General features: G+C 68.6%; 14 protein-coding genes and 3 tRNA genes. 7 read left to right on the top strand and 10 right to left on the bottom strand.

Going from position 1 to position 13,539, the window contains the following annotated elements:
* Positions 1-20: 20 nt before the first annotated feature.
* From ACV530_RS04345 to ACV530_RS04315, 7 genes are all read right to left on the bottom strand, one after another.
* On the bottom strand, positions 21-1,436 hold the full coding sequence (locus tag ACV530_RS04345) for an MFS transporter (protein ID WP_494330884.1): 1,416 nt from the start codon (positions 1,434-1,436) through the stop codon (positions 21-23).
* A 73-nt stretch (positions 1,437-1,509) separates the two neighbouring features.
* Positions 1,510-2,055, bottom strand: coding sequence for a TetR/AcrR family transcriptional regulator (locus tag ACV530_RS04340; RefSeq protein WP_494330883.1), 546 nt, complete (start codon positions 2,053-2,055; stop codon positions 1,510-1,512).
* Positions 2,056-2,102: 47 nt separating this feature from the next.
* Positions 2,103-2,531, bottom strand: coding sequence for a MaoC family dehydratase (locus ACV530_RS04335; protein WP_494330882.1), 429 nt, complete (start codon positions 2,529-2,531; stop codon positions 2,103-2,105).
* Entirely contained in the window at positions 2,531-2,983 is a 453-nt protein-coding gene (locus ACV530_RS04330; protein ID WP_494330881.1) for a MaoC family dehydratase N-terminal domain-containing protein, read from the bottom strand. The genes ACV530_RS04335 and ACV530_RS04330 overlap by 1 nt, the downstream gene beginning before the upstream one ends.
* Before the next feature lie 105 nt (positions 2,984-3,088).
* Complete coding sequence (gene rpmG, locus ACV530_RS04325; protein ID WP_004571794.1) at positions 3,089-3,253, bottom strand: 50S ribosomal protein L33; 165 nt, start codon at positions 3,251-3,253, stop codon at positions 3,089-3,091.
* Positions 3,254-3,339: 86 nt separating this feature from the next.
* Positions 3,340-3,412 (bottom strand) — tRNA-Met (locus tag ACV530_RS04320).
* A 49-nt stretch (positions 3,413-3,461) separates the two neighbouring features.
* Positions 3,462-3,534, bottom strand: a tRNA-Thr gene (locus ACV530_RS04315).
* A 204-nt stretch (positions 3,535-3,738) separates the two neighbouring features.
* On the opposite strand from ACV530_RS04315, the gene ACV530_RS04310 reads away from it, so the two are divergent.
* Both ACV530_RS04310 and ACV530_RS04305 read left to right on the top strand, forming a co-directional pair.
* Positions 3,739-5,025, top strand: coding sequence for an amidohydrolase family protein (locus ACV530_RS04310; protein ID WP_494330880.1), 1,287 nt, complete (start codon positions 3,739-3,741; stop codon positions 5,023-5,025).
* 27 nt (positions 5,026-5,052) lie between these two features.
* Entirely contained in the window at positions 5,053-5,712 is a 660-nt protein-coding gene (locus tag ACV530_RS04305; protein WP_494330879.1) for an NAD(P)H-binding protein, read from the top strand.
* Between the two features lie 51 nt (positions 5,713-5,763).
* Here ACV530_RS04305 and ACV530_RS04300 read toward each other — a convergent pair.
* Positions 5,764-5,845: transfer RNA gene (locus tag ACV530_RS04300), tRNA-Tyr, on the bottom strand.
* 208 nt (positions 5,846-6,053) lie between these two features.
* Between ACV530_RS04300 and ACV530_RS04295 the strand changes: the two genes are divergently transcribed.
* Positions 6,054-6,542 (top strand): YajQ family cyclic di-GMP-binding protein, encoded by a 489-nt coding sequence (locus ACV530_RS04295; RefSeq protein WP_494330878.1) that lies wholly within the window; start codon positions 6,054-6,056, stop codon positions 6,540-6,542.
* Between the two features lie 20 nt (positions 6,543-6,562).
* Here the strand turns inward: ACV530_RS04295 and ACV530_RS04290 are convergent, their stop codons facing one another.
* Entirely contained in the window at positions 6,563-7,894 is a 1,332-nt protein-coding gene (locus ACV530_RS04290; protein WP_494330877.1) for a tyrosine-type recombinase/integrase, read from the bottom strand.
* Positions 7,887-8,447, bottom strand: coding sequence for a helix-turn-helix domain-containing protein (locus ACV530_RS04285; protein ID WP_494330876.1), 561 nt, complete (start codon positions 8,445-8,447; stop codon positions 7,887-7,889). The genes ACV530_RS04290 and ACV530_RS04285 overlap by 8 nt, the downstream gene beginning before the upstream one ends.
* A 128-nt stretch (positions 8,448-8,575) precedes the next feature.
* Between ACV530_RS04285 and ACV530_RS04280 the strand changes: the two genes are divergently transcribed.
* The 4 genes from ACV530_RS04280 to ACV530_RS04265 all read left to right on the top strand — a co-directional run bounded on the left by ACV530_RS04280 (position 8,576) and on the right by ACV530_RS04265 (position 13,180).
* Positions 8,576-8,797, top strand: a complete 222-nt coding sequence (locus ACV530_RS04280; RefSeq protein WP_301886614.1) for a helix-turn-helix transcriptional regulator — start codon at positions 8,576-8,578, stop codon at positions 8,795-8,797.
* A gap of 14 nt (positions 8,798-8,811) precedes the next feature.
* Positions 8,812-9,858 carry a bifunctional DNA primase/polymerase gene (locus ACV530_RS04275; RefSeq protein WP_494330875.1) on the top strand — a complete coding sequence of 349 codons (1,047 nt, stop codon included), beginning with the start codon at positions 8,812-8,814 and terminating at the stop codon, positions 9,856-9,858.
* The gene (locus tag ACV530_RS04270; RefSeq protein WP_494330874.1) at positions 9,855-11,426 is read left to right on the top strand and encodes an AICE element replication initiation protein; all 1,572 of its coding nucleotides are present in this window, start codon (positions 9,855-9,857) and stop codon (positions 11,424-11,426) included. The genes ACV530_RS04275 and ACV530_RS04270 overlap by 4 nt, the downstream gene beginning before the upstream one ends.
* 266 nt (positions 11,427-11,692) lie before the next feature.
* Positions 11,693-13,180 carry a DUF8370 family protein gene (locus ACV530_RS04265; protein WP_494330873.1) on the top strand — a complete coding sequence of 496 codons (1,488 nt, stop codon included), beginning with the start codon at positions 11,693-11,695 and terminating at the stop codon, positions 13,178-13,180.
* Positions 13,181-13,539 lie beyond the last annotated feature (359 nt).

Raw genomic sequence — 13,539 nt, 5'->3', positions numbered from 1 at the left:
GGCGCCGCACCGTGCGCGCACTACCGGGACGCCGGCTCCGGCTCCCGTGAGCGGTCGTGAACCGCCCGTACCGCCCCCGTCCCGCGAGGGATGACCGCCGCCGCCACTGCGGCCGCGGCGACGGCCGCCGCGCCGATCCACAGCGCCGGGGTGAGCCCGTCCACGAACTGCTGGGGCGAGCCGTACCCACCCTGCGCCGCGAAGACCGAGCCGAGGACCGCGATGCCCAGCGACCCGCCGACCTCGCGCAGCGCGCTGTTCGCCCCGGAGGCGATGCCCTGCTCCGCCGGGCCGACGCTGGCCATGAGGAGCGCCGAGGACGGCGCGAAGTAGAGCGCCATGCCCACGCCGCTCATGATCAGCGCGGGCAGCTGGGAGGCGTACGAGACGTCCGCCGTGATCATCAGCGCGTACCAGGTCAGGCCCAGGGCCTGGAGCGCCAGGCCGGTGACGACCACGGCCCGGCCGCCGATCCGGTCGGCGAGCCGGCCCGCGACCGGCGCGACGATCATCGGCATGCCCGTCCACGGCAGCATCCGCAGCCCCGCCTCGGTGGGCGAGTACCCGCTGACTCCCTGGAAGAACTGGCTCAGCAGGAAGATCGAGCCGAACATGCCGAGGAACATCAGCAGACCGGCGGCGTTGATGCCGCTGAAGGCCCGGCTGCGGAAGAGCCTCATGGGGAGCATGGGCTTCTTGTTGCGTATGCCGTGCCAGATGAAGCCGACGATCAGCACGGCGCCCGCGATGAGGCCGGTGAGGACGCGACCACCGGTCCAGCCGTGGGCGTGCACGTTCACCACGCCGAAGACGATGCCGAACAGACCGCCGCTGACCAGGAGCGTTCCGGGTACGTCCAGGCGGGCGTCCGGTGCGTACGACTCCGTCAGCCGCAGCCGGGCCAGCGGCAGCAGGAGCAGGCCGAGCGGGACGTTGAGCCAGAAGATCCAGTGCCAGGAGATGTGCTCGGTGAGGCTGCCGCCGATGAGCGGGCCGCCGGCCACGGCGAGGCCGTTGACCGCGCCCCAGATGCCGAACGCCGCGCCGCGGCGCTCGGGCGGGGTGGCCACGGTGAGCAACGTCATACCGAGCGGTGCCATGATCGCGGCGCCGACCCCCTGGACGGCGCGCGCGGCGATCAGGGCGCCGATCCCGGTCGAGAGCGCGGCGGCCGCCGAGGCCGCCGTGAAGATCGCGACGCCGACGAGGAACAGCCGGCGCCGGCCGAAGCGGTCGCCCAGGGCCGCGCCGGTCATGAGCAGGACCGCGAAGGTCAGCGTGTAGCCGCTGACCGTCCACTCGAGGTCCTCGAGCCCTCCCCCGAGGTCGGCGCGGATGGACGGCAGCGCGGTGGTGACCACGAGGTTGTCCAGGGCCGCCATGAAGCCGGCGATGCTGCTGATGATCAAGGCCCAGGTGCCTTGGCGTTCTTTCACTGCTCCCCCTTAATTATTTATTGGTCACTAACTTTCTTGGACGGAAAGAATCCCGGGCAGCCGTCCGGCACCGTCAGTGGTCTGCGCTGAGACCCGCCCACACCTTGTGATCGGTGGGGAAACCCAGCGAGACCAGGGTGTTGAGCAGCATGCCGTGGGCCATGAACCGGGACGCCGCGCCCTCCTCCGCGCCCAGCGCCAGATGGATCTGGTCCCAGAGCCCCATCCAGCCGGCCCGGATCGTGCGGCCGAACTCCGTGTCGCCCGCGGCCTCGGCGGATGCCACCGCGACGCACATCTGCAGCAGCATCAGGAGGGTGTCGGGATCGCGGGCGATCAGCTGCTCGTACGCACAGCCCATGGCGTGCTTGGTCTCTTCCGGCGGCACGCCCTCGAGCGCCTCCTCGAAGGTCCGCCCGATCTGCTGCATGCAGCGCTCGACGGCCGCCAGGAAGATCGCCTGCTTGCCCGGGAAGAGGCGGAAGAGGTACGGCTGCGAGACGCCGACACGGCGGGCGATGGACTCCGTGGAGGTGCCGTCGTACCCGCCGTGGGCGAACTCCGCGATCGCCGCACGGACGACGCTCTCGCGCCGCTCCTCCGCACTCATTCTGGGCATGAGAAGTAAGTTAGCGATCAATAACCAACCCGTCAACGAGGAGCGGGTCAGGCCAGCCTGGCCACGGCGCGGGACATGCCCAGCACCTTCTGGCCCCCGCTCGTGGCGACCAGGTCCACGCGGACCTTGCGGTCCTCCAGCTTGGCCGCGACCTTGCCGCTGACCTCGATGACCGCGCCCTCGTCGTCGTTGGGCACGACGACCGGGTTGGTGAAGCGCACGCCGTACTCGGTCACCGCACCGGGGTCACCGGTCCAGTCGGTCACGACGCGGACCGCCTCGGCCATCGTGAACATGCCGTGTGCGATGACGTCCGGCAGCCCGACCTCCTTGGCGAACTTCTCGTTCCAGTGGATCGGATTGAAGTCGCCCGAGGCGCCCGCGTAGCGCACCAGCGTCGCGCGGGTCACCGGGAACGTCCGCGCGGGCAGTTCGGTGCCGACCTCGACATCGTCATAGGAAACCCGGGCAGCCATCACGCCTCCTCGGCGGCACGCGCCACCAGCATCGTGTGAACGGTCACAACGTGCTCGCCGTCCCGGTCGTGGACGTCACCACGGACCGTCAGGAAATCGCTGCCCGCCATCGTCTTGATCCGCTCGATCGTCGACGTGACCGACAGCACGTCACCGGCCCGCACCGGGCGGGTGTAGGCGAACTTCTGGTCGCCGTGGACGACCCGGCTGTAGTCCAGCCCCAGCTGCGGGTCCTGGATCACCTGCCCGGCGGCCCGGTAGGTGATCGCGAACACAAAGGTCGGCGGAGCGATCACATCGAGGTGGCCGAGCGCCTTGGCGGCCTCGGGATCGGTGTACGCCGGATTCCCGTCACCGATGGCCTCGGCGAATTCACGGATCTTCTCCCGGCCCACCTCATAAGGCTCGGTGGCCGGATACGTCCGTCCGACGAAGGACTGGTCGAGCGCCATCGGCTCGGCACCTCCCTGGCTGTCCTGGCTTGGATACCTGGCTGGATATACGCCACGAGGCCGCCCCCAGGAACCGGGGACGGCCTCATGTACGAGCCTGTGTGTTTATCGCGTTTCGCGGTGCGCGGTGTGCGCGTTGCAACGCGGGCAGTGCTTCTTCATCTCAAGACGGTCCGGGTCATTACGCCGGTTCTTCTTGGTGATGTAGTTCCGCTCCTTGCACTCCACGCAGGCCAGCGTGATCTTCGGGCGGACGTCGGTGGCAGCCACGTGAGTGCTCCTTGACGGAATGGACGGAAATAACGCAGAAAAGAGTAGCCGATCGGAGGACCGACCCCACAATCGGCTACTGTGTGTAGCGGTGACCGGACTTGAACCGGTGACACAGCGATTATGAGCCGCTTGCTCTACCGACTGAGCTACACCGCTGCGGTGCGGGAGATTCCCCCGTCCGAGGACGGGAGGCCTCTCACACCAGAGCCCCAAAACGGAATCGAACCGTTGACCTTCTCCTTACCATGGAGACGCTCTGCCGACTGAGCTATTGGGGCGAGCGAGGAAGACATTACACGCTCTGCGGCCGAAGGTGAAATCCGTATGGCCGCACCCCTCACCAGGGCTTCCCCACCCGCCCCGCCGACCACACCGGTACGACTATTCGCCGTACGTCGCCTGCTTGCGCGAACCCGCTCCGTGCGCGGCCTAGGCTCGGACCACGCTGCGTGAATGCCTGCCCCGGCCCCGTAGGGAGCTCCATGCCCGACAACCAGCCGCAGCCCGCGAGAAACCCCGACGGCGACGCCACCACGCCCCCCGGCGGCGGCCCCGGCGAGAACCCCCTGGTGCTGTCCGGCGCCCACCTCCCGGACGGCCGCACCGTGGACGTACGGCTCAGCGGTGGACGCATCGAGGCCGTCGGCACCGCCGGCAGCCTGGCCCCCGGCGCCCGCTGCGACCTCGCCGGCTATCTGCTGCTGCCCGCCCCCGCCGAACCGCACGCGCACTGCGACACGGCGCTGACGGCCGACCTCGGCGGCCCGGTCCCGTACGGGCAGGAGGAGGTCCTGCGCCGGACCACCGAGTCCGCACTGCTCCAACTCGGCCACGGCACCACCGCGTTGCGCACCCACGTACGGATCGGCGACGTGCAGGGGCTGGGCTCGCTGGAGGCCGTGCTGCAGGCACGCCGGGTACTGCGCGAGCTCACCGACCTCACCGCCGTCGCGATGCCCCGGCTGCTCACGGGGGCGGCCGGGGCCGACGGGCTGGCCATGCTGCGGGACGCGGTGAAGATGGGCGCGACCGCGATCGGCGGCTGCCCCGACCTCGACCCGGACCCGACGGGCTACGCGGAGACCGTCATCGAGGTCGCCGCCGAGCACGGCTGCGCCGTCGACCTGCACACGGACGCCGCCGACCCCGCCCGGCTGGCCCGGCTCGCCGCGATGGCCGGCGGGCTGCGCCCGGGCGTGACCCTCGGGCCGTGCGGCGGGCTGGGCCGGCTGCCGCACGAGGTGGCGGCACGGGCGGCCGAGCAGCTCGCGGCGGCCGGGGTGACGGTCGTGTGCCTGCCGCAGGGCGACTGCGGCGCGGCCGGTCCGGGCCGGTGCGGGCGGGTGGGCGCGGCGCACTGCGCGCCCGTACGCCTGCTGCGGGCCGCCGGGGTGCGGGTCGCGGCGGGCAGCGGGGCGGTACGGGACGCGGCCAACCCCGTGGGGCGCGGCGACCCGCTGGAGGCCGCCTACCTGCTGGCCTCGCACGGGGAGCTGAGCCCGGAGGAGGCGTACGAGGCCGTGAGCGCGCGGGCGCGGGCCGCGATGGGGCTGGCGGAGGTACGGCTCGAGCCGGGCTTCCCGGCGGAGTTGCTGGCCGTGCGGGGCGGCGGGATCGCGGGGGCCCTGTCGCTCGGGTACAGCCGCCTGGTCGTGCACCGGGGGCGGGTGGTGGCCCGTACGAGCGCGGTACGGGAGTACCGGCACGTACCGGGCTCGGTGGCGCTCGACCTGCCCCGGCAGTCGCCGCGCGGCTCCGAACCGGCCTGACGCCGCCTTCGGCGTTACGGTCGGACCATGCGCATCGTGATCGCAGGTGGACATGGCCAGATCGCGCTGCGGCTGGAGCGGTTGCTCGCCGCACGCGGTGACGAGGTGGCCGGCGTCATCCGCCGGGCCGGGCAGGCCGGGGACCTGCTCGCGGCGGGTGCCGAACCGGTCGTCTGCGACCTGGAGTCGGCGTCGGTCGGGGACGTGGCCCGGCACCTCGAGGGCGCGGACGCCGCCGTCTTCGCGGCCGGCGCGGGGCCGGGCAGCGGCATCGACCGCAAGGACAGCGTCGACCGCGGCGCGGCCACGCTGTTCGCGGACGCGGCCGAGGCCGCGGGCGTACGGCGCTTCGTCGTGGTCTCGTCGATGGGCGCCGACCGCGAGCCGCCCCCGGGCACGGACCCGGTCTTCGCGGCGTACCTGCACGCCAAGGCCGCCGCGGACGCCAACGTCCGCGCCCGGCCGGGCCTGGACTGGACGGTCCTGCGCCCGGGCCGGCTCACCAGCGACCCCGGCACCGGCCTGGTGCGGCTGGCCGAGTCCACGGGGCACGGCGCGGTCTCCCGCGACGACGTGGCGGCGGTGCTGGCGGCGCTGCTGGACGAACCGGGCACGGCGGGCCGCACGCTGGAGCTCATCGGCGGCGACACCCCGGTGGCGGACGCGGTGCGGGCTGTTGTGGACTGAAGACAACGAAGAGGCCCCTGACCGGAAAGGTCAGGGGCCTCTTCACTCCTGTGGCGGCGCCAGGATTCGAACCTGGGTAGGCTAAGCCGACGGATTTACAGTCCGCTCCCATTGGCCACTCGGGCACACCGCCATGGGTGGTGCTGCCTCGGAATCTCTTTCGAGTCGCTCCGTGGCAACGTCGTAAACCATACCCGATGACCAGGGGTGCTTCGCCACTCGATTCGCAGCCCCTCGATCGGGCCCGGGGTGACTAGGCTGACGGGGCGGCCCGCCCCGCCAAGCCCGGGGATCACACGCCGCACCCCCTGATGGATCTACGCACGAGGAGCCAACTCAATATGGCCGACTCCAGTTTCGACATCGTCTCGAAGGTCGAGCGGCAGGAGGTCGACAACGCCCTCAACCAGGCCGCCAAGGAAATCTCGCAGCGCTACGACTTCAAGAACGTCGGGGCCTCGATCGCCTGGTCCGGCGAGAAGATCGAGATGCGTGCCAACTCCGAGGAGCGGGTTGCGGCGATTCTCGACGTCTTCCAGTCCAAGCTCATCAAGCGCGGCATCTCGCTGAAGGCCCTGGACGCGGGTGAGCCGCAGGCCTCCGGCAAGGAGTACAAGATCTTCGCCTCGCTCGAGGAGGGCATCTCCCAGGAGAACGCGAAGAAGGTCGCCAAGATCATCCGCGACGAGGGCCCGAAGGGCGTCAAGGCGCAGGTGCAGGGCGACGAGCTGCGCGTCTCCTCCAAGAGCCGCGACGACCTGCAGGCGGTCCAGCAGCTGCTCAAGGGCAAGGACCTGGACTTCGCGCTTCAGTTCGTCAACTACCGCTGACGGATTGCCCTGACCTGCACTTATGCACCGTAGGCGCGCCGGGGAGGGCACAACGGGGGCACATCGCCGAGGACTTCCTCGACGGCTGCCCTCGTTGTGTCCTCGTCGTCGGGCCACAAGTGTGTGTAAGTGTCCAGCGTGATCGACGGCTTGGCGTGGCCGAGCCGCTTCTGCACCGTCTTGACGTTCTCGCGGTGCTTGATCAGCAGCGAGGCGTAGAAGTGGCGCAGGTCGTGCATGCTTGTCCCCTCGGGGACTTGCAGGAGTTCGGGCGCCTCGCCCTCCGGCTTCCCCTTCTTGACCCAAGCCGCGCGCCTGCGCTCGTGCGCCGCGGCGAGCGCCTTGTCGGCGTTGCTCACCATCCGCCGCCAGACGTGAGCCCAACCGTCCCGCCGCACCGGTTCGTTGTGCTCGTTGAGGAACAACAGCCGAGCTTTTCGCGTGCGTGGCCTACGCGGGTTCGTACGGTCCTCGACCTCCGTCTCGGCGACGGGATACCGCTTGAGGTGCGCCACTAGAGCGTCCACGGCCGACTTGGCGAGCGGCACGGTGCGATAGCTCTCGTGCGTCTTCGGCTCACCGAGGTAGGGCACGCCCCGCTCGGGGGTTATGAGCTGTTGCTGCACCTTCACCTCGCGGCGCAGGAAGTCGACATGCTCGACCTCGAGCCCGAACACTTCGCCTTGCCGCAGACCGGACGCAGCGGCGAGCAGCGTGAGCGAGCGGTACCAGTCCGGGGCGGCGTCGATCAGGGCACGGACGACGTCCGGGTGCAGGGGCACGATCTCGGTACGACGCTTTGCCGGTAGGCGCACCCCGTCGCACGGGTTCACCGCGATGATCCGATCACGTACGGCCGTGTTCAGCACGCTCACGAGATACGCGTAGGTCACTCCGAGCGTGGACAGGGCGAGCACCTGCGCGCGGTCCTTCACCCACGCCTGTATCTCCGAGGGGCGGATGCTGGCGACGGGCCGATCGCCGAACGCCGGGTAGATGTGATTCCGCAGTGCCCGCTCGACGCGCGAAGCCGTTGTCGAGCGGTGAACGGCCGAGGTGCGCCAGCGTTCGGCGACCGCCCGGAAGCTCTCTTTGCCCGCGGCAGGGTCGACGTAGAGGCCGCGCGCGAGGTCTGCCTCGATGGTGGCCGCACGGGTGTCGGCCACGCTCCGCTTGTCGAAGTTCTCTTTGCGCTGCTTCCCGCTGCCGTCACGCCAACGGACCTGCCACCGCTTCCCCTTGCCGTGCTCGCCGCTCGGCACCAGCTTGCGCGTCCTGCTGGTGTGCTCGGCGCACGGCTCATCACCGTCTAACGGACGGGACTTGTGCCACCGGTCGTAGACCTCAGCCATTCGACTCCGCCTCTTCCCCCTCGCGGTCTGCGCCGTCGTTCGCCATCGGCCGCCAGCCAGCAGCTTCGAGGGCTTCCAAGAGCTTCTTGTTGGCCTCGTGCCCCTCTCGCTGGCGACGCTCGCGGGACTTCCATTCCTCTGCCGGTACCTCGGCGCGGTAGATGCGCTCATTCGTGAAGGTCAGCGGCGCTTCGCCTCTGATCCACTCACGGACCCACCCGACACCCTCACGGTTGAGACCATGCGGCGGCGTCGGAGGCTCCGGAGTCAGCTCGAAGCGGGCGTTGTCGTCAACCGGGACCATGAGGTGAATCGGCGCCACGTGCAGCGCCTGCGCCAAGATCAGCCACTCTTCGAGGGTGACCTGCCGCCGCCGTCGGCCTTGCAGGTCACGCCTGCCGCTCTCGATGTTGGCGATCACTGACGCTGTCAGCCCCGGCGCCCCGATCAACCTGCAACGTTCGGCCAGGTCCTTGGCTGTGAGTCCCTGGCGTTTCCGTAGGTCTTGGACCCGTTCGGCGACGACGTCGCTCGCCGAATGATGGTTGTTCACGACTCACCTCTATGTCGATACGACAAATCCGTAAGCAAGATTGACATGCGATGCGCGGCGTCGGCAAGGTTGCCCAAGATCAGCTTTATCGACAAGCCCAGATGTCGGAACGACAGAGGAGTGAGATCGTGCCCCGCGCCCAAGCCCTCGGCACCGCCGACGCAACCCGCCGCAAGCTCGCCACCGCACGCGAGCTCGCCGACTATTGCGGCGTGCCGCTGGCCACCGTCTACCAGTGGAGCCACCGCGGCGGCGGCCCCCGTCTGATCAAGGTCGGCCGCCACCTTCGCGCCCGCTGGGAAGACGTCGAGCAGTGGCTCGACGCGCAGACCATCGACAGCGCCGCGTGAAGGGCGACGACGGCTTGACCATCCCGACCCCCGATCCGCTCCGCGTCGCCCAGTGGCTGGCCGCCCTGGGCTACGCGGTGCACCCTCTTGCCCCAGGGCTGAAGGTGCCCGTACGTGGCTGCGACCGCTGCTCACCCGGAACCGCCGAGCGCCCCAACCCCACCTATGTAGAGCACGACGGGCACGCCTGCCCGTGCCACGCCGCCGGGCGCCCCTGTCATGGGGTGCTGGCTGCCACCACCGACCCCGACCACATCGCCGGATGGTGGGCGCGCACACCCACCGCCGGGGTTGGCGTCGCCACCGGGCCGTCCGGACTGGTGATCCTCGACGTCGACTGCCACGGAGGCGACGTGCCGACCGACCCCGAGCGGATGCTGCCCGGCGTCGAACTGCCCAACGACATCGTCCCGGGCAGCGTCTTCGACGGCCGCGACGTGCTTGCGCTGCTCGTCGAGGTACGCCGCGCCACGCTCCCCGGCTGCGCCCCGGAAACCCTCACCGTGCGCACGCCCTCGGGAGGATTTCACTACTGGTTCCGGGCTCCCACCGGTACGTTCTGGCGTCCGCAGGCGGGGGCGCTGGGCTGGCAGTTGGACGTGCGCGCCGGATCGTCGTACGCCGTGGCGCCGGGCACGGTCACCCGCGATGGCGCGTACACCGTGCTCGGGGACTGCCGCACGGTCGCTGAGCTGCCCGTGTGGCTTGCCCGCGACCTCGAGCGCACAGGGCACCGCGTACGCCCCAAGCGGCCCCGCGTCGCGCTGCCCTGGCGCTCCCGCAGCGTGGGTAGTGGGTACGTTGCCGTCGCCGTCGAGAACGAGCTGCGCGCGGTCGCCGAGGCGCAGCCCGGCGCCCGCAACGCCACGCTCAACCGCGCCGCCTTCAGCCTCGGCACACTGTGCGCCGCGGGGCGCCTCGAGCACGACCAGCTCGCCGACGTCCTGCGTGACGCCGCCCGGCACGCCGGATTGCCCGAACACGAAGCCGATGCGGCAATACGCTCGGGCCTCTCCGCAGGCGAGCGGCACCCGCGCACTCTCTCCGGAGCCGCAGCATGACATACGCCCCCGCCTTCAACCCGGCCACCGCCGCGCGCTCCGTCGTCCCTTTTCCCCGGCAGGAAGCGAGCACGGAGCAGCCGCGTGCGCCGAAGCAGGAACGCCAGCCACCGCAGGCCGAAGTGCTGCGCGTGCTCGGGCAGAACCGCTTCCGGTACCTGCACCACAACGGTGCCCCGTACGCCGTCCCGTACGACGGCCCGCCCATCGCCGTACCGCTGCGCGCCACCGCCCACACGGGCACCGGGAGCCTGCGCCAGCACCTCACGCTCGCGTACGTGACCGAGCACAACCGGACGCCCTCGCAGACGGCCCTCGCCGATGCCTTGGCCGCGCTCGACGCTCTCGCCATGCGCGTCCCCGAGACCGAGCTGTACCTGCGCGTGGCTCCGGACCCCGACGACCCTGCCGTGTCCTGGCTCGACCTCGGGCGCCCCGACGGGGAGTCGGTGCGTCTCGCTCCCGATGGGTGGGCACTGACCTACCCCGACCCCGAGGCCGGACCGATATGGCGGCGCAGCAAGCTGGTTCGCCCCCTGCCGCGCCCGGACCGGGTGGCGGGCGGCTGGCGCGCGGGCCTCGAGGAGTTCGCCGCCTTGCTGCCGTTCACGCCCGAGACGTTGCCGCTCGCCGTTGGCTGGCTGCTGGCCGCGCTGCGCCCCGGCATCCCGCGCCCCATCGCCTACCTCACCGGCGAGCAAGGCACGGGCAAGAGCACGTCGGGCCAGATGCTCGCAGGCGTGATCGAGGGCGCCCGCGCGCCACTGCGGCAGGCTCCCGAGACTCTGCGCGACCTCGGACCGACCACCGCCGCCGGATGGGTGCTCGCGCTCGACAACCTCTCGGGCCTGCCCGGCTGGCTCTCCGATGCCCTCTGCCGCGTGGTCACAGGCGACGCGCAGGTGACCCGCGCCCTGTACACCGACGATGACGTGAACGTCCTCACCTACCAACGCCCCGTCCTGCTCACCGGCATCGACCTCGGTGCGCTGCGCAACGACCTCGCCGAGCGCATGCTGCCGCTCGAACTCGCCCCCATCTCCAAGCACAAGCGGCGCACCGCAGGCGCTCTGTGGAACGCGTACGAGCAGGCACACCCGCGCATCCTCGGCGCGCTGCTCGACCTCGCCGCTGTCGTGTGGGCAGACCTGCCCCACGCCGCCGCCGACCTCGCCGAGCGCCCGCGGCTGGCCGACTTCGCCGAGCTGCTGCACGCCCTCGACCGCGTAACCGGCTGGCGCAGCCTCGATGCTTTCAACGCCACCCAGGACGCGCTGAACGACACAGTCCTCGACGGTCACCCGGTCGCCGCTGCGCTGCGCGAGTGGACCGCCTCGCCCGCTTTCCCGCCCAGCGGCTGGCAAGGGACCATGACCGAGCTGCACCGGCTGCTTGGCAGTGACGGGCGTGGCCTCGCGGACGGCTGGCCCAAGACGCCCGGCGTTCTCAGCGCCCGCGTTCGCCAGGTTGCCCCTGCGCTCCGTGCCCGCGGCATCCACGTAGCACGCACCTCAGGCAGCAACAAGAACGGCAAAGTGTGGGCCGTCACCCACACCCCAGCAATCTGACCCACCCCCGCACCCCGTCGTGACCCGTGATCCTCGGCCATCAACGGCCGGACTTTCCCTGGCCAGGTAACTCTGATGATTTCCCGCAGATGGGATGCCCACGACCTCCGCCTCCACAGGTCGCGAAGCAGCCGAGGCTGTTCCTACAGAGGAGGCAGCAGATTGGAGTATCAGACATACTCCATCTTGGTTTGCAGACCAGGCGAAGTGGGGTAGGACGGACCAGATGGTCCGCTATCAGGTCTAGCGAACGCGGGGTGGGGTTCGTGCGAGTTTCAGAGTTCTACAAAATCGGCCGAAGCCAAGGAACTCTTGATTTTGTTGATGTCGACATAACTGACGACGTGCCAGTCTATATAGATCCGGGCATGATTAGGCACCTACCCGATGATTGGGGCAAGGAATGCCTCATCATGCTCACCACTTTTTTCGACAGCGTCCTGGATGCGGTGCGCTCAGGAGACAAAAACCGAGCCAGGCGCCTTCTAGGGAACCTCGGCGAGCCTAACGAGACCCATCTCGGATTTTCCTCAGGCAGGAGTGCCGGCCGCGGCTTTGGCGGACAGATGGGTGATCTCCTTGCCGAGAAATTGGCAGTAAGTCAAGCCGCTCAGACCGGCTTGATTGAGGATCTCGAAGATACAGCCTTCTTCATCGACAAAGTGGGTAGGGACATAGTCTCAGATGTCACGACCAACATAATCCGCGGGCCTCTTATCGCCTACACGCAACAGATGGCTTCGATATTCGGAATCCCACTCGATGAAGGCGTGGCCAGCGGACCCGTCTGGAATCCCCACACCCTCGAGTGGGAAAATGGGTATACACGCCTCCCCATACCTGGCAACCATAAGCTACTACTGGTCCCTAAGGTGATAGTGCGCCGAGACATGTACCTGTCGCGCGCGGAGTACTACCGAAATCACCTTGTACCGACACTTCAATCAGAGGAGCTAGACAACCCGAGCAGCAGCCTCGTCAAAACCCTCAAGAATGGCAGCAAGAGGGTGTACGCACGGGACATCCAAGAGCGTTACGGGAGCTCAAAGACTGACATCACACGCGAATCTTTGCTTCGCCCTGACGTCTACGCAAACTACAGGAGCATCAAGAGGAATATCGCTCCGCCACCGATCTCGCACGAGGAGCTCAGTCAAGCCAACCGCACGTCGCTTCCAGATTACGAGAAGCTACTAGCAGATGTCCTTGAGACCCCGGCAGGCAAAGCCGATGCGGGCAAGTATCACCGCCGAATCGAAGCACTGCTCACCGCTCTCTTTTACCCGTCTCTAACGATGCCAGAGCTGGAAGAAGAAATACATAACGGGCGCAAACGGGTCGACATCTCGTACACGAACGTCGCTCAAGACGGATTCTTCCGATTCCTTGGGCGCCACAAAATCAAGTCCACGTACATAATGATCGAGTGCAAGAATTACGGGAAAGAGGTGGGGAATCCAGAGCTGGATCAGCTATCTTCGCGTTTCTCGCCGCTTCGGGGGCAGTTTGGAATACTCGCCTGTCGTTCCTTCGACGACAAGGATCGGTTCCTGAAGAGGTGCAGGGATACGGCCCTAGATTATCGAGGGTACGTCATCGCATTGGATGATAACGATCTCCGAGAGATCGTTTCTGATGTAATCGAAGCCATTAATTGGAAACCTTCGGAGCAGCCTCAAACTGAGCCGGAGACTCCGCCGAGGGTGGAAGGGTACCCACTCTTGTTCCGCAGGTTTAAGGCCCTCGTCAATTAGCCGGGGGGGAATTCTACCGAGGCACGCTAGGTCGGAGGTTGGTGCGACACGAGCCCGGCTTGTGGCGGGGGCGGTCGACACGTACCGCCATTCACGGCAGCCAGGGACGCTCAGGGGACGCGCTTCGCACCACAAAGCATCCCCCACAGAGCCACGTTCATTCCATTGGAACACCTACACCACCCAGCGTGGGGGACGTCGGGGACGCTTCAGACCCCTTTCCCTTCTGTCCCAGCGGCAGAGAACGGAGAAGGGGAAGAGGAGCCCAGTGATAGCGTCCCCGCCGTCCCCATCCGAAGCTGCTGAATGTCCGCGTCGCGACCGGTCGTGTCTTGCGCGCGGGCGCGCGCGAATACAGC

Source organism: Streptomyces sp. SX-6, assembly GCF_059089585.1.
The sequence above is the reverse complement of the archived record's forward strand: the minus strand, read 5'-3'. Positions and strand labels throughout refer to the sequence as shown.